This is a genomic window from Nocardioides cavernae, assembly GCF_016907475.1.
In the GTDB taxonomy this organism is placed as follows: Bacteria; Actinomycetota; Actinomycetes; order Propionibacteriales; family Nocardioidaceae; genus Nocardioides; species Nocardioides cavernae.
Genome location: NZ_JAFBCA010000001.1, coordinates 4749114 through 4773338, shown reverse-complemented (window position 1 = coordinate 4773338; position 24225 = coordinate 4749114). Strand labels below are relative to the sequence as shown.

21 protein-coding genes are annotated in these 24225 nt (G+C 69.9%); 18 read left to right on the top strand and 3 right to left on the bottom strand.

The genetic code is table 11. The features are described from left to right. Positions 1-22: 22 nt before the first annotated feature. From nuoE to JOD65_RS22485, 11 genes are all read left to right on the top strand, one after another. The gene (gene nuoE, locus JOD65_RS22535; RefSeq protein WP_191194420.1) at positions 23-745 is read left to right on the top strand and encodes an NADH-quinone oxidoreductase subunit NuoE; all 723 of its coding nucleotides are present in this window, start codon (positions 23-25) and stop codon (positions 743-745) included. Next, entirely contained in the window at positions 742-2052 is a 1311-nt protein-coding gene (nuoF, locus tag JOD65_RS22530) for an NADH-quinone oxidoreductase subunit NuoF (RefSeq protein WP_191194421.1), read from the top strand. The genes nuoE and nuoF overlap by 4 nt, the downstream gene beginning before the upstream one ends. After that, a complete protein-coding gene (locus tag JOD65_RS22525) occupies positions 2049-4499 on the top strand; it encodes an NADH-quinone oxidoreductase subunit G (protein WP_191194422.1) in 2451 nt (816 codons plus the stop codon). The genes nuoF and JOD65_RS22525 overlap by 4 nt, the downstream gene beginning before the upstream one ends. Beyond that, positions 4499-5839, top strand: a complete 1341-nt coding sequence (gene nuoH / locus JOD65_RS22520) for an NADH-quinone oxidoreductase subunit NuoH (RefSeq protein ID WP_191195445.1) — start codon at positions 4499-4501, stop codon at positions 5837-5839. Before JOD65_RS22525 ends, nuoH begins: the two co-directional genes overlap by 1 nt. Beyond that, positions 5832-6389 carry an NADH-quinone oxidoreductase subunit NuoI gene (gene nuoI, locus JOD65_RS22515; protein WP_191194423.1) on the top strand — a complete coding sequence of 186 codons (558 nt, stop codon included), beginning with the start codon at positions 5832-5834 and terminating at the stop codon, positions 6387-6389. Before nuoH ends, nuoI begins: the two co-directional genes overlap by 8 nt. Beyond that, complete coding sequence (locus tag JOD65_RS22510; protein ID WP_191194424.1) at positions 6386-7198, top strand: NADH-quinone oxidoreductase subunit J; 813 nt, start codon at positions 6386-6388, stop codon at positions 7196-7198. Before nuoI ends, JOD65_RS22510 begins: the two co-directional genes overlap by 4 nt. Further along, positions 7195-7488 (top strand): NADH-quinone oxidoreductase subunit NuoK, encoded by a 294-nt coding sequence (nuoK, locus tag JOD65_RS22505; RefSeq protein WP_191194425.1) that lies wholly within the window; start codon positions 7195-7197, stop codon positions 7486-7488. The genes JOD65_RS22510 and nuoK overlap by 4 nt, the downstream gene beginning before the upstream one ends. 94 nt (positions 7489-7582) lie before the next feature. Continuing rightward, positions 7583-9493 (top strand): NADH-quinone oxidoreductase subunit L, encoded by a 1911-nt coding sequence (gene nuoL, locus JOD65_RS22500; RefSeq protein ID WP_191195446.1) that lies wholly within the window; start codon positions 7583-7585, stop codon positions 9491-9493. Further along, positions 9490-10977 carry an NADH-quinone oxidoreductase subunit M gene (locus tag JOD65_RS22495; protein ID WP_191194426.1) on the top strand — a complete coding sequence of 496 codons (1488 nt, stop codon included), beginning with the start codon at positions 9490-9492 and terminating at the stop codon, positions 10975-10977. Before nuoL ends, JOD65_RS22495 begins: the two co-directional genes overlap by 4 nt. Next, positions 10974-12566 (top strand): NADH-quinone oxidoreductase subunit NuoN, encoded by a 1593-nt coding sequence (gene nuoN, locus JOD65_RS22490; RefSeq protein ID WP_191194427.1) that lies wholly within the window; start codon positions 10974-10976, stop codon positions 12564-12566. The genes JOD65_RS22495 and nuoN overlap by 4 nt, the downstream gene beginning before the upstream one ends. A 17-nt stretch (positions 12567-12583) precedes the next feature. After that, positions 12584-13561, top strand: coding sequence for a polyprenyl synthetase family protein (locus JOD65_RS22485; RefSeq protein ID WP_191195447.1), 978 nt, complete (start codon positions 12584-12586; stop codon positions 13559-13561). Between the two features lie 351 nt (positions 13562-13912). Here JOD65_RS22485 and rarD read toward each other — a convergent pair whose 3' ends face one another. Beyond that, on the bottom strand, positions 13913-14821 hold the full coding sequence (gene rarD, locus JOD65_RS22480; protein ID WP_191194428.1) for an EamA family transporter RarD: 909 nt from the start codon (positions 14819-14821) through the stop codon (positions 13913-13915). Positions 14822-14921: 100 nt separating this feature from the next. On the opposite strand from rarD, the gene JOD65_RS22475 reads away from it, so the two are divergent. Beyond that, positions 14922-15332, top strand: coding sequence for a hypothetical protein (locus tag JOD65_RS22475; RefSeq protein ID WP_191194429.1), 411 nt, complete (start codon positions 14922-14924; stop codon positions 15330-15332). A 47-nt stretch (positions 15333-15379) separates the two neighbouring features. Here the strand turns inward: JOD65_RS22475 and JOD65_RS22470 are convergent, their stop codons facing one another. Continuing rightward, positions 15380-16510: a 2-oxoacid:ferredoxin oxidoreductase subunit beta gene (locus tag JOD65_RS22470; RefSeq protein WP_191194430.1), complete on the bottom strand. Its 1131-nt coding sequence runs from the start codon at positions 16508-16510 to the stop codon at positions 15380-15382. Beyond that, entirely contained in the window at positions 16510-18435 is a 1926-nt protein-coding gene (locus tag JOD65_RS22465; protein WP_204811356.1) for a 2-oxoacid:acceptor oxidoreductase subunit alpha, read from the bottom strand. The genes JOD65_RS22470 and JOD65_RS22465 overlap by 1 nt, the downstream gene beginning before the upstream one ends. A 230-nt stretch (positions 18436-18665) precedes the next feature. On the opposite strand from JOD65_RS22465, the gene JOD65_RS22460 reads away from it, so the two are divergent. From JOD65_RS22460 to JOD65_RS22435, 6 genes are all read left to right on the top strand, one after another. Further along, complete coding sequence (locus JOD65_RS22460) at positions 18666-19703, top strand: sulfate ABC transporter substrate-binding protein (protein WP_191194431.1); 1038 nt, start codon at positions 18666-18668, stop codon at positions 19701-19703. A 36-nt stretch (positions 19704-19739) separates the two neighbouring features. Continuing rightward, entirely contained in the window at positions 19740-20588 is an 849-nt protein-coding gene (gene cysT / locus JOD65_RS22455; protein WP_191194432.1) for a sulfate ABC transporter permease subunit CysT, read from the top strand. After that, complete coding sequence (locus JOD65_RS22450; protein WP_191194433.1) at positions 20581-21456, top strand: sulfate ABC transporter permease; 876 nt, start codon at positions 20581-20583, stop codon at positions 21454-21456. Before cysT ends, JOD65_RS22450 begins: the two co-directional genes overlap by 8 nt. Positions 21457-21513: 57 nt before the next feature. Further along, entirely contained in the window at positions 21514-22491 is a 978-nt protein-coding gene (locus tag JOD65_RS22445; protein ID WP_191194434.1) for a sulfate/molybdate ABC transporter ATP-binding protein, read from the top strand. Between the two features lie 58 nt (positions 22492-22549). Then, the gene (locus tag JOD65_RS22440) at positions 22550-23203 is read left to right on the top strand and encodes a cobalamin B12-binding domain-containing protein (protein WP_191194435.1); all 654 of its coding nucleotides are present in this window, start codon (positions 22550-22552) and stop codon (positions 23201-23203) included. Between the two features lie 553 nt (positions 23204-23756). Further along, positions 23757-23948, top strand: a complete 192-nt coding sequence (locus JOD65_RS22435; RefSeq protein ID WP_191194436.1) for a hypothetical protein — start codon at positions 23757-23759, stop codon at positions 23946-23948. Positions 23949-24225 lie beyond the last annotated feature (277 nt).

The window sequence follows — 24225 nt, the reverse complement described above, 5'->3', positions numbered from 1 at the left end:
CAACTTCGAGGGGACCCCGCCGATGAGCCACGAGTCCAACGGGGCCAACGGCCTCGAGCGCGCCGGCCTGGGCGAGAAGACCTGGGCGGAGCTGCGCGAGATCGCGGACCGCTACCCCGAGAAGCGTTCCGGCCTGCTGCCGATGCTGCACCTCGTGCAGTCGGTCGAGGGCCGGATCACCCCCGAGGGCATCGAGGCGTGCGCGGAGATCCTCGGGATCAGCGCCGCCGAGGTCAACGGGGTCGCGACGTTCTACACGATGTACAAGCGCAAGCCGGTCGGCGACTACCACGTCGGCGTCTGCACCAACACGCTGTGCGCCGTCATGGGCGGCGACCTGATCTTCGAGCGGCTCAAGGACCACCTCGACGTCGGGAACGACGAGACCACCGAGGACGGCAAGATCACCCTCGAGCACGTCGAGTGCAACGCGGCCTGCGACTACGCCCCGGTGATGATGGTCAACTGGGAGTTCATGGACAACCAGACGCCCGAGTCGGCCGTCCAGGTCGTCGACGACCTGCGCGCCGGCCGGGAGGTCCACTCGACCCGCGGGCCGCGGCTCTGCACCTGGCGCGAGGCCGAGCGCGTGCTCGCCGGCTTCCCCGACGACCGCGCCGACGAGGGGCCGGCCGCCGGCCCCGCCTCGCTGGCCGGCCTGGCCATCGCCCGCGAGAAGGGCTGGACGGCGGGCGCCGCCAGGTCAGCCACGGAAGCCTCGGGAGCCAAGGGAGAGAACTCGTGACGGACACCCTGACGCCGGTCCTCACCGACAACTGGGACGCCGACCGCGCCTGGACGTTGGCGTCGTACGAGGAGCGCGGTGGCTACGCCGCCCTCGACAAGGCGTTCGCGATGACGCCCGACGCCGTGATCGACACCGTCAAGGAGTCCGGTCTCCGCGGCCGCGGCGGCGCCGGCTTCCCGACGGGCATGAAGTGGGGCTTCATCCCGCAGGACAACCCGAGGCCGAAGTACCTCGTCGTCAACGCCGACGAGTCCGAGCCCGGCACGTGCAAGGACATCCCCCTGATGATGGCCAGCCCGCACACGCTGGTCGAGGGCGTCATCGTCAGCTCCTACGCCATCCGCGCCAACACCGCGTTCATCTACGTGCGCGGCGAGGTCCTCCACGTCATCCGCCGCCTGCAGCGCGCGGTTCAGGAGGCCTACCTGGCCGGCCACCTCGGCAAGAACATCCACGGCTCGGGCTACGACCTCGACCTCATCGTGCACGCGGGTGCCGGCGCCTACATCTGCGGCGAGGAGACCGCCCTGCTCGAGGGCCTCGAGGGCCGTCGCGGCCAGCCGCGCCTGCGGCCGCCGTTCCCCGCCGTCGCCGGCCTCTACGCCAGCCCGACGGTGATCAACAACGTCGAGTCGATCGCGTCGGTGCCGAGCATCATCACCAACGGCGCAGCCTGGTTCGCCGGGATGGGCACCGAGAAGTCCAACGGCTTCGGCATCTTCAGCCTGTCGGGGCACGTGACCAACCCGGGCCAGTACGAGGCGCCGCTGGGCATCACCCTCCGTGAGCTCATCGACCTCGCCGGCGGGATGCGCGAGGGCCACGAGCTGAAGTTCTGGACGCCCGGCGGGTCGAGCACCCCGCTCCTGACGCCGGAGCACCTCGACGTGCCCCTCGACTTCGAGTCAGTCGGCGCTGCCGGATCCATGCTGGGCACGCGCGCCCTGCAGCTCTTCGACGAGACCACCTGCGTGGTGCGCGCGGTGCTGCGGTGGACCGAGTTCTACAAGCACGAGTCCTGCGGCAAGTGCACCCCGTGCCGCGAGGGCACGTGGTGGCTGACGCAGACGATGGCGCGCCTGGAGAAGGGGCAGGGCGACGAGGGCGACCTCGACCTGCTGCTCGACCAGTGCGACAACATCCTGGGCCGCTCGTTCTGCGCCCTCGGCGACGGTGCGACCAGCCCGATCTCGAGCTCGATCCAGCACTTCCGTGACGAGTACCTCGCACACCTGACCCACGGCGGCTGCCCGTTCGACCCGGCCGCCTCGACCGCCTTCGCACCCGTGGGAGCAAGTGCATGAGCACCACCGACAAGGCGCCGGAGAAGACCGACACCGGCCTGGTCACCCTGACCATCGACGGCGTCCAGGTCAGCGTCCCCAAGGACACCCTGGTCATCCGCGCCGCCGAGCAGGTCGGCGTGCAGATCCCGCGCTTCTGCGACCACCCGCTGCTCGACCCGGTGGGCGCGTGCCGCCAGTGCCTGGTCGACATCCCCGACGCCGGCAACGGACGCGGCTTCCCCAAGCCGCAGGCCTCGTGCACCCTGCCGGTCGCGGAGGGCATGGTCGTCAACACCCAGGCGACCAGCGAGGTCGCCGACAAGGCGCAGCAGGGCATCATGGAGTTCCTGCTCATCAACCACCCGCTCGACTGCCCGGTCTGCGACAAGGGCGGCGAGTGCCCCCTCCAGAACCAGGCCATGAGCAACGGCCGTGGCGAGAGCCGGTTCGCCGAGCGCGGCGGCATCAAGCGCACCTTCCCCAAACCGATCAACATCTCCGCCCAGGTCCTGCTCGACCGCGAGCGCTGCGTGCTGTGCGCGCGCTGCACCCGCTTCTCCGAGCAGGTCGCCGGCGACCCCTTCATCGCCCTCGCCGAGCGCGGCGCGCTGCAGCAGGTCGCGATCTACGAGCGCGAGCCCTACGAGAGCTACTTCTCCGGCAACGCGATCCAGATCTGCCCGGTGGGTGCGCTCACCTCGGCCGACTACCGCTTCCGCTCGCGTCCCTTCGACCTCGTCTCCACGCCGGGTGTCGCCGAGCACGACGCCTGTGGTGCGGCGATCCGTGTGGACCACCGCCGCGGCAAGGTCATGCGGCGCCTCGCCGGCAACGACCCCGAGGTCAACGAGGAGTGGATCAGCGACAAGGACCGCTTCGCGTTCCGCTACGCCCAGGTCGCCGACCGGATCACCTACCCGCAGATCCGCGAGGACGGCCAGCTGCGCCCCGCGTCGTGGACCGAGGCGTTCGCCGTCGCCGCCCGCGGCCTCCGCGATGCCGGCGCCGCTGCCGTGCTCACCGGCGGTCGCCTCACCGCCGAGGACGCCTACGCCTACGCCAAGTTCGCCCGCGTCTCCCTCGGCACCAACGACATCGACTTCCGCGCCCGCCCGCACTCCGCGGAGGAGGCGAGCTTCCTCGCCTCCCACGTCGCGCTGTCCGGTGACGTCACCTACGCCGACCTCGAGGCCGCACCCGTCGTGGTCCTGCTCGGCCTCGAGCCCGAGGACGAGGCGGCCACGCTCTTCCTGCGCCTGCGCAAGGCCGCCAAGCGCGGTCGTACGCAGGTCGTGTCCGTGGCGTCCTACGCCTCGCGCGGGCTGACGAAGATGAACGGCCGGCTCGTGCCCGCCGCTCCCGGCACCGAGGTCGAGGTGATCGGCTCCCTCAAGGACGCCGAGCACGGCGTCACCAAGGACGCCGTCATCCTCGTCGGCGAGCGCCTGGCCCAGACGCACGGCGCGCTCAGCGCCGCCGCCGACCTCGCGGCCGGCACCGGCGCCCGCATCGCCTGGGTGCCGCGACGTGCCGGTGACCGCGGCGCGGTCGAGGCGGGCGCGCTGCCCAACCTGCTGCCCGGCGGGCGTCCGCTCACCGAGGCGTCCGCGCGCGTCGACCTGGGCGCCGCGTGGGGCGCGGACTCCCTCCCGGCCAAGGTCGGCCGTGACGGCAACGCGATCGTCGCGGCGCTGGCCAAGGGTGACCTCGGTGGCCTCGTCGTCGGTGGGGTCGACCCCGACGACACCGCCGACCCGGCCGCGTTCCGCGCCGCCCTCGACGCGGCCCGCTTCGTCGTCAGCCTCGAGCTGCGCGAGACCGACGTGACCCGCGTGGCCGACGTCGTCCTGCCGGTGGCCCCGGTCACCGACAAGGCCGGCACCTTCGTCACGTGGGACGGACGTGCGCGGTCCTTCGACGCGGTGTTCGCCAACCCGGCCTCGCTGCCCGACCTGCGTGTCCTGTCGGGCATCGCCGACGAGCTCGCCGCGATCGGTCACGGACGCCCGCTCGGCTTCCGCACCGTCGCCGAGGTGCGCGACGAGATGCAGTCCCTCGGCCCGTGGGACGGTGCCCGTCCGGCGCTCGACGCCGGCAAGCCGCCGAAGCCGGTCAAGGCGGCGAAGAAGGGCGAGACCGCCTTCGCCCTCGCCACCTGGAAGCAGCTCGTCGACCTCGGCTCGATGCAGGACGGCGAGGAGCACCTGCGTGCCACCGCCCGCAGGCCGGTCGCCCGCGTGAGCCGCGCGTCGTACGAGTCCGTGCTCGGCATGCTCGAGGCGCAGCCCGGCGGCGAGCAGCTCGTCACGGTCACCGGTGACCGGGGCAGCGTGACGCTGCCCGTCGTCGTCGCCGACATGCCCGACGGTGTCGTCTGGGTCCCGGCCCGGTCCTTCGGCCGCGGCGTCCTCGCCGAGCTGGCCTCTCCCGGCAGCACGGTCACCCTGAAGGGAGCCACCTCATGATGCAGCTCGCTCCGCTCGCGGCGGACCTGCCCGACCCGGGCCTGGCCGCCTTCGGCCAGGACCCCTGGTGGGTGATCCTGCTCAAGGCCGTGTTCATCTTCCTGATCCTGGTGCTGCTGACGCTGTTCAACATCTGGTTCGAGCGTCGTGTGGTCGCCCGGATGCAGCACCGCGTCGGGCCCAACGTGCACGGCCCCTTCGGCCTCCTGCAGTCGCTCGCCGACGGCGTGAAGCTCGCGCTCAAGGAGGACATCGTCCCCAAGGCGGCCGACAAGGCCGTCTTCCTCATCGCGCCGGTCATCGCCGTCGTGCCCGCCTTCGTCACGTGGTCGGTCATCCCGCTCGGCCCCGTGGTCAACTTCTTCGGGCACGAGACCCCGCTGCAGCTCACCGACATGCCGGTGGCGGTGCTCTTCATGCTCGCGATCGCCTCGATCGGCATCTACGGCATCGTCCTCGGCGGCTGGTCGTCCGGCTCGACGTACTCCCTGCTGGGCGGCCTGCGCTCGAGCGCGCAGATGATCTCCTACGAGGTCGCGATGGGCCTCGCGCTCGTGGCGGTCTTCCTCTACGCCGGGTCGATGTCGACGTCGGAGATCGTCGCCGCGCAGGACCGCCTGTGGTTCGGCCTGATCCTGCTGCCGTCGTTCGTCATCTACGTGATCTCGATGGTCGGCGAGACCAACCGTGCCCCCTTCGACCTCCCCGAGGCCGAGGGCGAGCTGGTGGGCGGCTTCCACACCGAGTACTCCAGCCTGAAGTTCGCGCTGTTCTTCCTGGCCGAGTACATCAACCTCGCCACCGTGTCGGCCATCGCCACGACGCTGTTCCTCGGCGGCTGGGCCGCGCCGTGGGGCATCGAGAACGTGTGGGAGGGCGCCAACAGCGGCTACTGGCCGCTCCTGTGGTTCTTCGGCAAGGTCTTCATCTTCATCTTCCTCTTCGTCTGGCTGCGCGGCTCGCTGCCCCGCATGCGCTACGACCAGTTCATGGCGCTGGGCTGGAAGATCCTGATCCCCGTCTCGCTGGCCTGGATCGTGGCCGTCGCGACCATCCGCGTCATCTCGCTCGAGGGCAACATCAACCGCACCTACCTCGTCGCCGCGATCGCCGTCCTGCTCGTCCTCACCGTGGCGCTGATGTTCGTCGGCGACCGGGGCGACAAGGCGGACGAGGAGAGCCCGACCGAGGCGAGCGAAGAGCCGCACGACGCCTTCGCCGGCGGCTTCCCCGTGCCGCCGATGCCCGCGGGCGGCGCCGTGCGCGGAGGCGCAGCGCCCCTGACGTTCGCCCAGAGCCGCACCACCGTCACCGCTTCAGCGGAGGAGAACCATGAGTGAGTCCCCTCAGTCCGGGCAGGGGTCCAAGGGCATCAAGGAGAGCCTCTGGGACCCGATCGCCGGGTTCGGCGTCACCTTCCGGACCATGTTCAAGAAGGTCGTCACCGAGCAGTACCCGTTCGAGAAGCTCCCGACGGCACCGCGCTTCCACGGCCGCCACCAGCTGAACCGCTGGCCCGACGGCCTGGAGAAGTGCATCGGCTGCGAGCTGTGCGCGTGGGCCTGCCCGGCCGACGCCATCTACGTCGAGGGCGCGTCCAACGTCGACCTCCCCGACGGCTCGGGGCGTTTCAGCCCCGGCGAGCGCTACGGCCGCGTCTACCAGATCAACTACCTGCGCTGCATCCTGTGCGGGCTCTGCATCGAGGCGTGCCCGACCCGCGCGCTCACGATGACCAACGAGTACGAGCTGGCCGACAACAACCGCGCCGACCTCATCTACGAGAAGTCCGACCTGCTCGCCCCGCTGTTGCCGGGCATGGAGGAGCCGCCCCACGCGATGCGGCTCGGTGACGACGAGGGCGACTACTACCGGGGGGCCACCCGATGACCTTCTGGATCCTGGCCCCGATCATGGTGGCCGCCGCGTTGGGCATCCTGTTCGTCCGCAAGGCCGTGCACGCCGCACTGCTGCTCGCCGTGGTGATGATCAGCCTGGCGTTCCTCTACGCCGTGCTCGACGCCCCGTTCCTCTTCGCGGTGCAGATCATCGTCTACACCGGCGCGATCCTCATGCTGTTCCTCTTCGTGATGATGCTGATCGGCGTCGACGCGACCGACTCCGTCGTGGAGACGATCCGCGGCCAGCGCGTGATGGCGGTCGCCCTCGGCCTGCTCTTCGGCGTCGTGCTGGTCCTCGGCATCAGCCAGGTCACGCTCGGCACGGTGGTCGGGCTCGACGAGGCCAACGCCGGCGGCAACGTCCCGGCGATCGCCAACATCCTGTTCTCCCGCTACGTGTTCGCCTTCGAGGCGACCAGCGCCCTGCTCATCACCGCCGCGCTCGGCGCGATGGTGCTCGCCCACCGCGAGCGCCTGACCCCGAAGCAGACGCAGGCCGACCAGGCCGCCCAGCGCATGCGCGACTACGCCGAGCACGGCAAGCACCTCGGCCCGCTGCCGTCACCGGGCGTCTACGCCCGCCACAACGCGGTGGACACCCCGGCCCTGCTGCCCGACGGCACCGCCGCCGAGTCGTCGGTCTCCCGGGTGCTCGCCGCCCGCGGCACGGTCCGCTCGGCTCCCGCGCTCGCCGACGACATCGACGACGTACGCCGCCAGATCGGTGACCCCGCCACGATGCCCGAGACCTCGGGCAAGGCCGGCGCGCCCGCGACGACCGAGGAGGACGTCAAGTGACGCAGTACATCGTTCTTTCGGCGATCCTCTTCACGATCGGCTGCGTGGGTGTCCTCACGCGCCGCAACGCCATCGTGGTGTTCATGTGCATCGAGCTGATGCTGAACGCCTGCAACCTGGCCTTCGTGGCCTTCGCCCGGCAGCACGGCAACCTCGACGGCCAGATCACCGCCTTCTTCGTGATGGTGGTGGCTGCTGCCGAGGTCGTGATCGGGCTCGCGATCATCATGACCATCTTCCGCACCCGACGCTCGGCCTCGGTCGACGACGCCAGCCTGCTGAAGTACTGAGGGAGCGCTCGTGAACCTGTTGTCCCACTCAGTCCTCGCGGCCGGCCTGCCGATGGCCGAGGAGGGCGCCCACGCGCCCGTGGTCGCGCCCGACATGGGCGCGGGCGGTGTGTTCGACCTGCTCTGGCTGGTCATCGCGCTCCCGGCGCTCGGCGCGGTCCTGCTGCTCGGCGTCGCGCCGTTCCTGCCGGCCTCGCTCAAGGCCGCCGCCGACAAGCACGGCCACCTCCTCGGCACCGCGATGTCTGCGCTGTCCTTCGTGCTGAGCCTCGTGCTGTTCTTCGCGCTGCTGGGCCGCGACGCCGAGTCGCGCCAGGTCGGCCAGCAACTGTGGACGTGGTTCGAGACCGGCTCGCTGACGGTCGGCATGGACCTGCTCTACGACCAGCTCGCCGCGCTGTTCCTGCTCCTCATCACCGGCGTCGGGACGCTGATCCACGTCTACGCCATCGGCTACATGGAGCACGACCCGCGTCGCCGCCGCTTCTTCGGCTACCTCAACCTGTTCGTCGCCGCGATGCTGACGCTGGTCCTGTCGGCCAACTTCGTGGGCCTGTTCCTGGGCTGGGAGGGCGTCGGCCTGGCGTCGTACCTGCTCATCGGCTTCTGGCAGCACAAGCCGTCGGCCGCTGCCGCTGCCAAGAAGGCGTTCGTCATCAACCGTGTCGGTGACATCGGCCTGTCGCTGGCGATCGCGCTGATGTTCGCCACCTTCGGCACCGCCGACTTCGGCGCCGTGAGCGAGCTGGCGGGCGAGGCGAGCCAGGGCACGCTCAACGCCCTCGGCCTGCTGCTCCTGCTCGGCGCGTGCGGCAAGTCCGCGCAGGTCCCGCTTCAGGCGTGGCTGCTCGACGCGATGGAGGGCCCGACCCCGGTCTCGGCCCTCATCCACGCCGCGACGATGGTCACGGCCGGCGTCTACCTCGTCGTCCGGTCCAACTTCATCTTCGACCTCACGCCCGTCGCGCAGACCGCGGTCGTCATCGTCGCCACCGTCACGCTCCTCTGGGGTGCGATCCTCGGCTGCGCCAAGGACGACATCAAGAAGGCGCTGGCCGGCTCGACCATGAGCCAGATCGGCTACATGATGCTCGCCGCGGGCCTCGGTCCGGTGGGTTATCCGTTCGCGATCTTCCACCTGCTCACCCACGGCTTCTTCAAGGCCAACATGTTCCTCGGAGCCGGCTCGGTCATGCACGGGATGAACGACGACGTGGACATGCGCCACTACGGCGCGCTCAACAAGGCGATGCCGGTCACCTTCCTGACCTTCGCGATGGGCTACCTCGCGATCATCGGCTTCCCGGGCTTCTCCGGCTTCTGGTCCAAGGACCGGATCATCGAGACAGCGCTGGCCGAGAACCTGTTCATCGGCATCCTGGCCATGATCGGCGCGGGCATCACCGGCTTCTACATGACCCGCCTGATGCTGATGACGTTCTTCGGCGAGAAGCGGTGGGAGAAGGACGTCCACCCGCACGAGTCGCCCAAGGTGATGACGGTCCCACTGATCGTGCTGGCCGCGCTGTCGGTGCTCGGTGGTGCCCTGCTGCTCAACGACTGGATCGTCACCTGGCTCGAGCCGGTGACCGGTCACGTCGTGCACCACGAGCCGCCGCTGCCGCCGATCGTGATCACGCTTCTCATCACCGCCGTCGTCGCGCTCGGCGTCGCTGCGGCCTGGTTCCTGGTGGGCAGGCGCGAGGTCCCGCGCGAGGCTCCGCAGGACGTGTCCTTCGCGACCCGCGCCGCCCGCGCCGACCTCTACGGTGACGCGATCAACGACGCAGTCGTCGTACGACCCGGAGCCGCGCTCGTCGGTGGTCTGGCCACCTTCGACCGCATCGGCGTCGACGGTGTCGTCGAGGGCGGCTCGTCCGCCGTCGGCGGCCTGTCCACCACGATGCGTCGAGTCCAGAACGGCTTCGTCCGCTCCTACGCCCTGTCCCTCCTCGGTGGCGCCCTCCTGGTCGTCCTCGCTCTGCTGGCGGTGAACCTCGGATGATCCTGACTGTCCTGATCCTGCTGCCGCTCGTCGGCGCCCTCGTCACGGCCTTCGTGCCGGCCGCGGTCGCCCGGCTGGTCGGCCTCGGCTTCGCCGCCGCGACCCTCGTCGTCGGCGTCGTTGTCGCTGCGCAGTACAACGCCGGCGACGGCATGCAGCTCACCGAGACCCGCACGTGGATCGAGTCGCTCGGCGTCCACTACGCCCTCGGCGTCGACGGCCTCGGCCTGCTGATGGTCCTGCTCACGGTCGTCCTCGTGCCGATCGTGCTGCTGGCCGGCTGGCACGAGTCGGAGGCACCGGGCAACAACGGCGCGAAGGCCTTCTTCGCCTGGACCCTGGGCCTCGAGGCGATGTCGCTGGCGGTCTTCACGGCCACCGACGTGCTGCTCTTCTACGTCGTGTTCGAGGCGACGCTGATCCCGGCGTACTTCCTGATCGGCGGCTTCGGCCGGTCCGGCCGGGGCCGTGCCGCGACCAAGTTCCTCATCTACCAGCTCGCCGGCGGGCTCATCATGCTCGCCTCGGTGATCGGGCTCTACGTCGTCTCCGCCAACGCGGGCAACCCGAGCTTCCTGATCAGCGACCTGGCCGCGCTCGACATCGACGAGACCACGCAGCGCTGGCTGTTCGTCGGCTTCTTCATCGCCTTCGCGATCAAGGCGCCGATGTTCCCGGTCCACACCTGGCTGGCCGACACGACGGAGAAGGCGACCACCGGCACCTCGGTCCTGCTGGTCTGCATCCTCGACAAGATCGGCACCTTCGGCATGCTGCGGTTCTGCCTCGGGCTGCTGCCCGACGCCTCGCAGTGGGCGACGCCGGTCGTGATCGTGCTCGCGCTGATCTCCATCGTCTACGGCGCGCTGGTCGCCATCGCCCAGGACGACGTCCTGCGCCTGATCGGCCTCACGTCGCTCTCGCACTTCGGCTTCATCGTGCTGGGCATCTTCGTGTTCAGCTCGAACGGCAGCTCCGGCGCGATCCTCTACATGGTCAACCACGGCATCGCGACGGCGCTGATGTTCCTCGTCGCCGGGTTCCTGATCCGTCGCACCGGCACCGCGTCCATCCGTGAGATGGGCGGGGTGGAGAAGGCAGCCCCGGTGCTGGCCGGCTTCTTCCTCGTCGGTGGCCTCGCCGCGGCCGGTCTCCCCGGCCTGTCGCCGTTCGTGTCCGAGATGCTCGTCATCATCGCCGCGTTCGACCACCACTGGCTGGTCGGCTCGGTCGCCGTCCTCGCGATCGTCCTCGCCGCGTTCTACGCGCTCTGGATGTACCAGCGGACGATGACCGGACCCGACCGGGTCGGCGTCGAGCCGGTGGCCGACCTGGACCGGCGCGAGGTGGGCATCCTCGCCCCGCTGCTGCTCGCGCTCCTGCTGTTCGGCTTCTACCCGATGCCGCTGCTCGACGTCATCAACCCGTTCGTCCACGAGTCGCTCGCGAGTGTGGGCATCGGCCAGGAGGGTGGTCCCCAGTGACCGAGTTCGTGAAGCCCAGCGTCGAGTACTTCGAGCTCTGGCCGCTGCTGGCCGTCTTCGGTGTCGCCTGCCTCGGCGTCGTCGTGGAGGCGTTCCTCCCGCGCTCGATCCGCTACACGGCCCAGGTCGTGCTGGCGCTCGGTGGCCTCGTGCTCGCCCTCGTCGGCGTGGTGCTGGTGGCGCAGAAGGTGCAGACGCACGACGACGGCGCCGCGCGCGGCGTGCTCACCGTCGGCGGGACGATCGCAGTCGACGGGCCGAGCCTCTTCATCTGGGGCCTCGTCCTCGCGCTGGCCATCGCCGGAGTGCTGCTCTTCGCCGAGCGGCACCTCGACGGCGGGGTGTCGGCGTTCGCCGGCCAGGCTGCCGCCGTGCCGGGCACCGACGCGGAGACCGCGTCGATCGCGGCCAACCGCGAGCACACCGAGGTCTACCCGCTGATGATGTTCGCGGTCTTCGGCATGATGCTCTTCCCGGCGGCCAACGACCTGCTGACGATGTTCGTCGGCCTCGAGGTCCTGTCGCTCCCGCTCTACCTGCTGAGCGGCCTCGCCCGCCGCCGCCGCCTGCTCAGCCAGGAGGCCGCGCTCAAGTACTTCCTCCTCGGTGCGTTCTCGTCGGGCTTCTTCCTCTACGGCGCGGCACTGCTCTACGGCTTCGCCGGCGCCCTGGACTTCGCCTCAATCAACGAGGCGGTGCGCAACGACGTGGGCAACCAGACCCTGCTGCTCATCGGCACGGGTCTGCTCTCGGTCGGCCTGCTCTTCAAGGTCGGCGCCGTGCCGTTCCAGGCGTGGACGCCCGACGTCTACCAGGGCGCCCCGACCCCGGTCACCGCGTTCATGGCGGCCGGCACCAAGGTCGCGGCCTTCGGCGCGATCATGCGCCTGTTCTACGTCGCCCTCGGTGCGGACCGCTGGTCGTGGCAGCCGATGCTGTGGATCATCGCCGTGCTGTCGATGTTCGTCGGTGCCGCGCTGGCCATCACGCAGACCGACATCAAGCGCCTGCTGGCGTACTCCTCGGTCGCCCACACCGGCTTCATCCTCACCGGCGTCCTCGGCCTGCAGGCCGCCGACCAGCTGGCCGTCGGCGAGATCAGCTCGGTCCAGGCCGTGCTCTTCTACCTCGCGACCTACGGGTTCGCGACGATCGGCGCCTTCGCCGTGGTGAGCCTGGTCCGCGACGGCGGCGGCGAGACCACCGCGATCGACCGGTGGGCCGGCCTCGGCAAGGAGTCGCCGGTGGTGGCTGGGGTGTTCGCCTTCTTCCTGCTGGCGATGGCGGGCATCCCGCTCACCTCCGGCTTCGTGGGCAAGCTCGCGGTCTTCTCCGTGGCCCTCGCGGCGGGCGCCTGGCCCGTCGTGGTGGCGGCCGTGATCGCGAGCATCATCGCGGCGTTCCTCTACGTCCGGGTCATCAAGGTCATGTACTTCGACGAGCCGATCGGCGACGGCCCGAGCGTGGCGTACCCGTCGGTGCTCACCGCGACGACGATCGCCGTCGGTGCCGCGATCACCCTCGTCCTCGGCGTGCTGCCGGGGCCGGTGCTGGATCTCGCGGCTGTTGCGGGAGAATTCATCAGGTGACCGACTCGCCCCTTGCAATGCCCGTCGTCGACGCCGCTCTCCAGCAGCGGCTGGTCGAGCGGATGGCGCGCATCGAGGAGATGCTCGCCGACCACTGCCGGGGACGTGCGCAGTTCGTCTCGGAGGCGGCGGCGCACCTGATGATGGCCGGTGGCAAGCGCTTCCGCCCGTTGCTGGTGCTGCTCGCCGCGGAGGCCGGCCCGGACCCCGACGCCGACGCGGTCGACACCGCCGCCTGCGTCGTGGAGCTCACCCACGTCGCCTCGCTCTACCACGACGACGTGATGGACGAGGCGTCCCTGCGCCGCGGCGCCCACACCGCCAACGCGCGCTGGGACAACAACGTCGCGATCCTCACCGGCGACTTCCTGTTCGGGCGCTCTTCCGAGCTCACCGCCGAGCTGGGACCCGAGGCGGTCCTGATCCAAGCGCGTACCTTCACCCGGCTCGTCGAGGGCCAGATCATGGAGACCGTTCCGCCCGGCCCGGGCGAGGATCCGCTGGAGCACTACCTCGACGTCGTCGCCGGCAAGACGGGCTCGCTGATCGCCACGTCCGCCCGCTACGGCGCGATGTTCAGCGGCGCCCGCCCGGACGTCGTCGAGGCCCTGAGCTCCTACGGCGAGATCGTGGGCTCGGCCTTCCAGCTGACCGACGACATCCTCGACATCGCCTCGGAGTCCGACACGTCCGGCAAGACGCCCGGCACCGACCTGCGCGAGGGCGTACCCACCCTCCCCGTCCTCATGGCCCAGGCCTCCACCGACCCGGCCGACGCCCGGCTGCTGTCGCTCCTCGGCCGCCCGCTGACCGACGACGCCGAGCACGCCGAGGCCCTCGAGCTCATGCGCCGGCACCCGGCCATGGACCAGGCCCGCGACCACGTGCTGGCCGAGGCCGCCCGCGCCAAGAAGCTCCTCGAGGCCCTCGACCCCGGCCCCGTGCGCACGGCTCTCGAGTCGTTCGCCGACATCGTCGCGACCCGCTCGTCCTGACCCCGCCTCCGGGCGGTGCGTGAGCCACATTCCGGGAGGTCGGAATGTGGGTGGACCACCGCTGACGCGCGTGTCGTACGCCGCCGCGCCGGCGGGCGGTGCGTGAGCCACGTTCCGAGCACCCCGAATGTGGGTGGGCCACCGCTAGCGGTCTGGCTCACACTTTGCTCGTACCCAGTACGAGCAGACTTCGACCTTGGCGTGCTGGCGGTGAGTGATGCAGGTCTTCAAGCGCCAGAACATGCGTGGCTCACCGCTGACGCGCGTGTCGTACGCCGCCGCGCCGGCGGGCGGTGCGTGAGCCACATTCTGAGCACCCCGAGTGTGGGTGGCCACCGCCGGAGCGCGCTCTCAGACCGCGCTGGCGTGCGCCACGAGGCGCAGCTGGCGGCGGCGGTGGTTGACCGCCTCGACCGTGAAGATCGCGAGCGCGACCCAGACCAGGCCGAAGCCGATCCAGCGGCTGGCGGGCATGGCCTCGTCGAAGACGAGGATGCCGAGGGCGAACTGGATGGTGGGGGCGAGGTACTGCAGCAGCCCGAGCGAGACCATCGAGACCCGGATCGCCGCGGCGCCGAAGAGCATCAGGGGGACGGCGGTGATGATGCCGGTGGTGGTGAAGAGGAGCGCGTGCCCGGCGCCGTGGCTGCCGAAGCTCGACTCGCCGGTGGCGACCAGCCAGGCGATGTACGCCGCTGCGAACGGCGCGATGACCAGGGTCTCCAGCGTGATGCTCTCCACGGCTCCCACGCCCGCCTGCTTCTTGAGCAGGCCGTAGGTGCCGAAGGAGAAGGCGAGGACGAGCGCGACCCAGGGCGGCCGTCCGTAGTCGATCGTCAGCACGGCGACCGCGATGAACGCGATGGCCATCGCGATCCACTGCAGGCGCCGCAGGTGCTCGCCGAGGATGAGCACGCCCATCAGCACGGTCACGAGCGGGTTGATGAAGTAGCCCAGAGAGGTCTCGACGACGCGGCCGTTGTTGACGCCCCAGATGTAGCCGCCCCAGTTGATGGTGATGACGAAGGCCGCGCTGCTGATGAGGAGCAGCTTGCGGCGGTCGCGCAGCAGTGCGCGGAACTGGCCCACGCGTCGCGCCAGCACGAGGATGACGAGCATCGTGAGCACGGACCAGACGATGCGGTGCGCGAGGATCTCGATCGCACCGGCCGGCTCGAGCAGCGTCCAGTAGAGGGGGAAGGTGCCCCAGAGGATGTAGGCGACCGCGCCGAAGATCAGTCCGCGTCGGCTATCTGGCACTCCCGGAGTGTAGAGGCGGCCAGTCGCCTACGATGGAGCGGCCTCGGGGCGTGGGACCCCGTCAGGCCACGAAGTCATCATCACTCGAGGGGGAACTCACATGCGGACTCTCCGCACCGTCCTGTCGGCCCTGGTCGCCGCACTGCTCCTGGTCGGCGGGCTCAGCACGAGCGCCGGCGCCGGGTCGCTCCCGAAGCGCGTCATCGAGGAGGTGCCGCCGAAGACCAAGCAGGTCTCCTACAACGCCTTCAAGCTCAAGGGCACGGTGACGGAGCCGCAGCTCGACGGCACCCTGCTGCCCTACGCCAACCAGAAGGTGAAGATCCTCAAGAAGGCGTGCGGCTCCTGCAAGTGGAAGACGGTCAAGAAGGTCAAGACCAACGACAGCGGCGTCTTCAAGACCCGCATCTTCGCCCCGGACAAGGGTCGCTGGAAGTGGCGCTCGAAGGTCGACCACTCCAACGGCTTCGGCAACACCAAGGGCAAGGTCTGGACGCTCTACTTCGACTGAGCCCTGGTCACCGCACCTGGACGATCCGCGCGACGATCAGCTGATCGTCAGATGATCGTCCAGGTGTCGCCGCCGCCGATCAGCGACGCCAGACGGGCGGAGCGGTCGGCGGCGTCGCCATTTCCGACCTCGTCGACGGCCGCGGCGACCTGCTCGCGAGCCTGGTCGTCGTACGTCGGTCGCTCGACCTGGCGGAAGACGCCGATCGGCGAGGTGTTGAGGTAGCCGGAGTCGGTGAGCCGCGAGATCGCGAAGGCCATCGTCGGGTCGGGGCTGTGCGCGTCGTGGACCAGGACCTCAGCAGCGTCCACGTCGGCGGTCGCCACGACCTGGACACCGCCGGTCGCCGTGTCGCGGACGAGGGCCTTCGCCCCGCGCCCGTCCTCGAGCGTGCTGCCGAACGTGATCGGCTCGCCGTGCACGAGCGGGATGATCGCGTCGGCCTTGGTGTCGGGCGACTTGATGGCGTCGAACGCGCCGTCGTTGAAGATCGGGCAGTTCTGGTAGATCTCCACCAGCGACGTGCCGCGGTGTGCGGCGGCGGCGGCGAGCACCGAGGTGAGGTGCTTGCGGTCGGAGTCGATGGTGCGCGCCACGAACGACGCCTCGGCCCCCAGGGCCAGCGACACCGGGTTGAACGGGTGGTCCAGAGACCCCATCGGGGTCGACTTGGTGACCTTGCCGGTCTCCGACGTGGGGGAGTACTGCCCCTTGGTCAGGCCGTAGATGCGGTTGTTGAAGAGCAGGATCGTCATGTTGACGTTGCGACGCAGGGCGTGGATCAGGTGGTTGCCACCGATCGACAGCGCATCGCCGTCGCCCGTGACGACCCACACCGACAGGTCCTCGCGCGCCGTGGCGATGCCCGTCGCGATCGACGGCGCGCGGCCGTGGATCGAGTGCATGCCGTAGGTGTCGAGGTAGTAGGGGAAGCGCGAGGAGCAGCCGATGCCGGAGACGAACACGATGTTCTCGCGGCGCAGGCCGAGGTCGGGAAGGAACGACTGGACGGCCTTGAGCACGGCGTAGTCGCCGCACCCGGGGCACCAGCGCACCTCCTGGTCGGAGGTGAATTCCTTGCCCGTCTGCGGCCCGTCGGCCGCCGGCACCTGCTCGGTGCCGGAGCGCAGGCCGGGGAGGCCCAGCTCGATGGGCGTGCCGGTGAGGGGAGTGCTCATCAGATGTGCTCCTTCTGGGTGGGCTCGCCCCACACGCCGAGCTCGACGTCGATGCCCTCGGCCTGCCCGACCAGCTCGCCGATCGCGTGGGCGAGCTCAGTGGCCTTGAGGGGCAGTCCGCGGACGTGGTTGTAGCCGACGGCGTCGACGAGGTACTTCGCGCGCAGCAGCAGCGACAGCTGGCCGAGGTTCATCTCGGGCACGAGCACCTTGTCGTAGCCCTTGAGGACCTCGCCGAGGTTGCTGGGGAACGGGTTGAGGTGGCGCAGGTGCGCCTGGGCGACCTTGTAGCCGGCCTTGCGCACCCGGCGTACGCCGGCGCCGATCGGGCCGTAGGTGGACCCCCAGCCGAGGATCAGCACCTTGGCCTCGCCCGACGGGTCGTCGACCTGGACCAGTGGGATCGAGTCGGCGATCCGGTCGACCTTCGCCTGGCGCGTGCGGACCATGAAGTCGTGGTTGGCGGGGTCGTAGGAGATGTTGCCGTGCCCGTCGCCCTTCTCGAGGCCGCCGATGCGGTGCTCGAGGCCGGCGGTGCCCGGGATCGCCCACGGCCGCGCCAGCGTCTTGTCGTCGCGCAGGTAGGGCCAGAACTCGGCGTCGTCGCCGCTGCCGTGGTTCTTCTCGGTGGCGAAGTCGGGGTCGATCACCGGCAGGTCCTCGACGGCCGGGACCCGCCACGGCTCGGAGCCGTTGGCGAGGTAGCCGTCGGACAGCAGCAGGACCGGCGTGCGGTAGGTGACGGCGATCCGAGTGGCCTCCACGGCCGCGGCGAAGCAGTCGCCGGGGGACTGGGGCGCCACGATCGGCACCGGCGCCTCGCCGTTGCGGCCGAACATCGCCTGGAGCAGGTCGGCCTGCTCGGTCTTGGTCGGCAGGCCCGTCGACGGGCCGCCGCGCTGCACGTCGACGACGACGAGCGGCAGCTCGGTCATCACGGCGAGGCCGATCGCCTCGGACTTCAGCGCCACGCCGGGGCCCGAGGTGGAGGTCACGCCGAGGTGGCCGACGTACGACGCACCGATGGCGGCACCGACGCCGGCGATCTCGTCCTCGGCCTGGAAGGTCGTCACGCCGAAGGACTTGTGCTTCGACAGCTCGTGGAGGATGTCCGAGGCGGGGGTGATCGGGTACGTGCCGAGGAACACGGGGAGCCCGGCCTGGACGCCACCGGCGACGAGCCCGTAGGCCAGCGCGAGGTTGCCCGTGATGTTGCGGTAGGTGCCGGGCGGCAGGACCGCCGGCTTGACCTCGTACTGCACGGCGAAGGCCTCGGTGGTCTCGCCGAAGTTCCACCCGGCCTTGAACGCCGCGAGGTTGGCGTCGCGGATGTCGGGCACCTTGGCGAAGCGCTTGGTGAGGAACGTCGTCGTCGGGTCGGTGGGGCGGCCGTACATCCAGGACAGCAGGCCGAGCGCGAACATGTTCTTCGCCCGCGAGGCGTCCTTGCGCGAGAGGCCGAACTCCTTGACCGCCTCGACCGTCATGCCGGTCAGGTCGACGGTGTGGAGGGCGTACGCGTCGAGGGTGTCGCCGTCGAGCGGGTTCTCGGTGTAGCCCGCCTTGGTCAGGTTGCGGGCGGTGAAGTCGTGGGTGTCGACGATGATCGTGGCGCCCTTGTGGAGGTCACCGAGGTTGGCCCGCAGCGCGGCCGGATTCATCGCGACGAGCACGTCGGGGGCGTCGCCCGCGGTGAGGATGTCGTGGTCGGCAAAGTGCACCTGGAACGACGAGACGCCCGGGAGCGTGCCCTGGGGCGCGCGGATCTCCGCCGGGAAGTTGGGCAACGTGACCAGGTCGTTGCCGAACGCCGCGGTTTCCTGGGTGAACCGGTCACCGGTCAGCTGCATGCCGTCACCGGAGTCTCCTGCGAACCGGATGATGACGCGGTCGAGCTGCTTGACCTGCTTGTCGGTCTGGGTCACCTCTGCCCTGCTTCCTACGTGTCACGAGAGTCGTCTCCCAGCTGCCCACGATAGTCGCGGACGGGGCGGAATCCCGCCGTTCCCCACGTGATGGACGCCTCCCCGGTACCCCGTCCGCCGGGTGCGTGACCCACGACACGCGACCGAACTGCGGTCAATGTCATCGCGGTCAATAAAGTCATGTATCTTTCTCGACATTGCACACCGATCGAGAAAGTCGAGCATCCCCCATGCAGATCCGTTCACGTGCCGCTCTTGCGGCCGCACTCGTAGGGGCACTGGCCCTGTCCGCATGCGCCCCCGGTGGCGCCAGCAGCAGCGAAGAGGATGACTCCAACACCATCCACATCGTCGGCTTCGCTGTCCCCGAGGCCGCCAACAAGAACATCGCCACGGAGTTCACCAAGACGCCCGAGGGCGAGGGCGTGAAGTTCCAGACCTCCTACGGTCCTTCGGGGGACCAGAGCCGCGCGGTCGCCGCCGGGCTCAAGGCCGACTACGTCCACTTCTCGGTGCCGACCGACGTCACCCGTCTCGTCGACGAGGGCCTCGTGGCCGACGACTGGGACGCCGGCGACAACAAGGGCGTCGTCTCGCGCTCGGTCGTGGTGTTCGGTGTCCGCGACGGCAACCCCAAGAACATCAAGACCTGGGCCGACCTGGTCAAGCCGGGCGTCGAGATCGTCACGCCCAACCCGGCGTCCTCCGGCGCCGCGCGCTGGAATGCCCTCGCCGCCTACGGCCAGGTGATCAGCGACGGTGGCACCGAGAAGGAGGCCACCGAGTACGTCAACAAGTTCTTCAAGAACGTCGTGTCGCTGCCGAGCAGCGGTCGCGACGCCACCACCGCCTTCCTCGGCGGCACCGGTGACGTCCTCATGGCCTACGAGAACGAGGCGATCCTCGCCGCCCAGAACGATGAGGGCTTCGAGTACGTCCTCCCCGAGACCTCCCTCCTGATCGAGAACGCGGGCGCCATCCTCGAGGACGCCTCCGAGCCGTCGCAGGCCTGGCTGGACTTCGTCCTCTCGGACGAGGGCCAGAAGCAGTTCGCGCTCACCGGCTTCCGCCCGATCCGCGACGACGTCGACTACGGCGGCACCGTCGAGGGCGCGGCCGACCCGTCGAACCCGTTCCCGGAGGTCGGGACGCTGCTGACCGTCGACGAGGACTTCGGTGGTTGGGACGAGGTCTCGACGAAGTTCTTCGACGAGGAGAACGGCCTGATCTTCGAGGCCATCCTCGGCGCCGGCCTCTCCCTCGAGTGACCTGCGACGTCACTCACCTCCACCCCCATCTCTGTCATGACCTCAACTGAGATCGCAGCGGTCCGACCGGCGAGGACTCCTCGCCGGTCGGGGCCGCGCTCCACGCTCACGCGGTCGTCGGGACTCGGGCTCGGCATCGCCATGATCTGGTTCAGCGCGCTGGTCCTGATCCCCCTGGCGGCCGTCGTCGTCACCGCGATCGACGGTGGCTGGGACGTCTTCTGGACGACCATCACCAACGGCCAGACGGCCGCCGCCATCAAGCTCACCGTCTTCACCGCCGCCGGCGTCACGGCGGTCAACGTCGTGATGGGCCCGCTCATCGCGTGGGTCCTGGTCCGCGACCGCTTCTGGGGCAAGTCGGTGCTCGAGGTGCTGATCGACATCCCCTTCGCGCTGCCGACGATCGTCGCCGGCCTGGTGCTGCTCTCGCTCTACGGCACCGACAGCCCGATCGGCATCGACATTGCCAACCAGCGCCCGGCCGTGTTCCTCGCGTTCCTCTTCGTCACGCTGCCGTTCGTGGTCCGCATGGTCCAGCCGGTGCTCGAGGAGCTCGAGCACGACGTGGAGGAGGCGGCGGCCTCGCTCGGCGCGAGCCGGTTCACCACCTTCCGCCGCATCATCCTGCCCAGCCTCACGCCGGCGATCACCGCCGGCGCGGCCCTGTCATTCGCCCGCGGCGTCAGCGAGTACGGCTCGCTGGTCCTGCTGTCGGGCAACCTCCCGTTCAAGACCGAGGTCACCTCCGTGCGCATCCTCAGCAGCATCGAGAACGACAACGTCGCGGGGGCCGCGGCCGTCGCGACCGTGCTGCTGGCCATCTCGCTCGCGGTGATCGTGGTCCTGGACCTGATCCAGAGGCGGGTGGCCGCACGTGGCTGACACGCTGATCCACCCGACCGCCGACGCGCTTCCTCCTGTCGAGGAGCGCCGTCGGCCCCCGCGGGTGCGCAAGACCCCGGTCACCTACCTGCTCCGGTTCATCGTCACCGCCTACCTGTTCTTCCTGGTGGCGTGGCCGGTGTCCCTGGTCGTGACCCACACCTTCGACAACGGGTGGGAGTCGATCCGCTCGCTCCTCGAGGACCCTGACATGGTCGTGGCGCTGCAGCTGAGCGCGTACGTCGCCGTGTGGTCGGTGCTCATCAACACGATCTTCGGCGTGGGGATGTCGCTGCTGCTCGTCCGTTACGAGTTCCCGGGCAAGCGACTGCTCAACTCCCTGCTCGACCTCCCGCTCTCGGTGTCGCCGATCGTCGTCGGCCTCGCGCTGGTGCTGGTCTACGGCGGCCGCAACGGCTGGCTCGGGCCGACGCTTGCCGGCTGGGGGTTCGACGTCATCTTCTCGACGCCGGGCATCATCATGGCGACCACCTTCGTGGCGCTGCCGCTGATGATCCGCGAGCTCGTGCCGGTGCTCGAGGAGATCGGCATCGAGCAGGAGCAGGCGGCCCAGAGCCTCGGCGCCAGCGGGCTCCAGCGCTTCTGGCGGATCACCCTGCCGTCCATCAAGTGGGGCATCACGTACGGCGTCGTGCTGACGCTGGCGCGCTCGCTCGGTGAGTTCGGCGCGGTCAAGGTCGTGTCGGGCAACGTGCTCGGCCAGACCCGCACCGCGACCCTGGCGGTGGAGGAGAAGTACCTCAACTTCGACCAGCAGGGCGCCTACGCCACGGCCTTCCTGCTCGCGATGGTGTCGGTCGCCTGCATCGTCATCGTCGGGATCATCCGGCCCAAGAACAACCACTGACCTCCCCCGCACACGCACCCCTGACTCACACCCCTGATCGACCAGAGAGGCACCACCATGAGCATCGAAGTGACCGGCCTGAACAAGAAGTTCGGCGACTTCGTGGCGCTCGACGACGTCAACGTCACGATCCCTACCGGCCAGCTCACCGCCCTGCTCGGCCCCAGCGGCGGCGGCAAGTCGACCCTGCTCCGCATCATCGCGGGCCTGGAGAGGGCCGACACCGGCTCGGTCACCATCGAGGGCGTCGAGGCCACCCACCTGCCCGCGCAGAAGCGCAACGTCGGCTTCGTCTTCCAGCACTACGCCGTCTTCAAGCACATGACGGTGGCCAAGAACGTCGCCTTCGGCCTCGAGATCCGCAAGCGCCCCAAGGACGAGATCGAGCACCGCGTCCAGGAGCTGCTCAAGCTCGTGCACCTCTCGCAGTTCGCGCACCGGCTCCCCTCCCAGCTCTCGGGCGGCCAGCGCCAACGCATGGCGCTCGCCCGGGCCCTCGCCGTGGAGCCGTCGGTGCTGCTGCTCGACGAGCCGTTCGGCGCCCTCGACGCCAAGGTCCGCAAGGAGCTGCGCGACTGGCTGCGCCGCCTCCACGACGACGTACATGTCACGACCGTCTTCGTCACGCACGACCAGGAGGAGGCCCTCGAGGTCGCCGACGAGATCGTGGTGATCAACGAGGGCCGCGTCGAGCAGGTCGGCACCCCCGACCAGCTGTACGACGAGCCGGCCAACGACTTCGTGATGTCGTTCCTCGGCGAGGTGACCCACCTCGGTGGCGTCTCCCTCCGCCCCCACGACATCGAGCTCGAGTCGTCTCCCCAGCTCGCCGGCAGCGTCGAGGGCACGGTCGCCCGTCTGGTGCGCATCGGCTTCGAGGTGCGCCTCACGGTCCTCACCGTCGATGGTGACGAGGTGTCGGTCGTGGTCACCCGCGCCCACGCGCGCAGCCACGGGATCGAGGAGGGCAGCACCGTCTGGCTCACCCCTGCAGCTGGCGCGACCGTGGTCCCGCGGATGGCTGCGGCCGTCTGACCACCGCCGGGTCGGCAAGAAGGTCACGCACAGGTGTGACGAGGGCTAGCGTGCGCCTGTGACCACCACGACGACCGCCGACGAGCTGTGGGCCGCCGTCGAGACCTTCGACGCCGAGGCCGCGGAGATCGCCATCGCCAGGCTCCTGTGGGACGTGCCACTGTCCGCCGCGGTGACCGGTGTGGTGCTGCCCTTCCTGCAGGAGGTCGGCGACCGCTGGGAGGCCGGCACGATCTCGGTGGCCCACGAGCACTTCGTCAGCGACATGCTGCGTCGCACCCTGACCGCGCTGGCCGCAGTGCCCCCGGCCCCGGTGCTTGCGGACGCCACGGTGGTCGCGCCGGTCGTCCTGCTGGCCTGCCCGCCGGGGGAGCGGCACGACATGGTGCTGCTCTGCGTGGCGCTGATGCTGCGCGAACGGGGCGTGCGGGTGCGGTTCCTGGGGGCGGACACCCCGGTGCCGGCCATCCTCACCGCGGCGCGCGGCTCGCGAGCCGACGCCGTCGTGCTCGCGGCGACGCGTCCGACGATGTACACCTCGCACGCGTCGGCGCTGCGCAAACTCGCCACCGACCACCCGTTGTACGCCGCCGGGCGCGGCGCCGACGAGCAGACCCTTGCCGAGATCGGGGCGCTGCCGCTGCCGGCCGACCCCGTCCGGGCGGTCGTGGTGCTCGTGGGTGCGCTGACCACGGTCGGCAGTGGCTGGTGAAGCGCTGAGCCCCGCCAGCCCCCCAGGCCTGACGGGGCTCGACCCCATCCCCACATCTGCTCACGACGGTACGCCCGAGGTCGGGATTCGGTAAGAGGCGTTGTCGGACTCCACCGTTCGGGGTGGGAGCGGTCTGGACCATCGGCGAGATCGCCTCGGTCGCCGCGCTGTGAAGCGAGTCACCACGTCTTTACCTTCGGTGGGCCCGGTCGCCCTGCCTACACTCGTCCACGACCCCGGTCGTTCAACCCCCGTGAGCGATCGGGGTCGCCCGTCTCCCTGGCGCCATTCCTGACGTCCGGCGACAGGAAGAACGCCCCACGACCAACCCCCTGGTCGCGGGGCGTTCCCGTCTCCGGCGACGGTGCAGTCGCCCCCGTGGGGCTGCCCGCCGCTCGCGTAGCAACGTAGGCCGCGCAGCCCGTGGCGTCCCGGGCTTCGAGAGATCTTCGACGTTCCACCCAGAAGCACCCGGGCGACGTCGTGGTGCTGCCGGCTAGACCACCGCGATGCAGCCCGCCAGGCGGCTTACCCTCGCAGGGGAGGTGGTGCCGTGGTGATCCTCTGGATCCTGCTGGGGCTGCTCGTCGGCCTCATCGCGTGGGCGGCCTGGCGCCAGAAGCGGTACGGCGCAACGTCGTCCTTCGACCGCGACACCATGCAGGCGGAGCGGTGGCACCACTCGGAGTACCACCCGTGGGGACTCGGTCGCCAGGCGGGCAAGGAAGACCCGGAGCACCGCTAGTCGTCGTACCGCCCTGACGTGCGAAGCGTGGTGGGTCAGCGGTAGTTGGTGAACTGCTGGGCACGTGCGCAGCAGCGTGCGACCTGCGTGCCGGTGCGTGCTCGTGCACGCTCAGCGCGCCGGTGCATGTTCGATGGATGTTCGAGGCTGACTCCGGCGGCACAGGGGTCGTCTTCACGACCATGTGAGGGTGACGTCGCTCCATCGGCGTACCTACTCCCTACCAACAGTAGGTCCCTCACCGCCCACCGCGGGCCTCTCGTCGATAGCGTGCGGC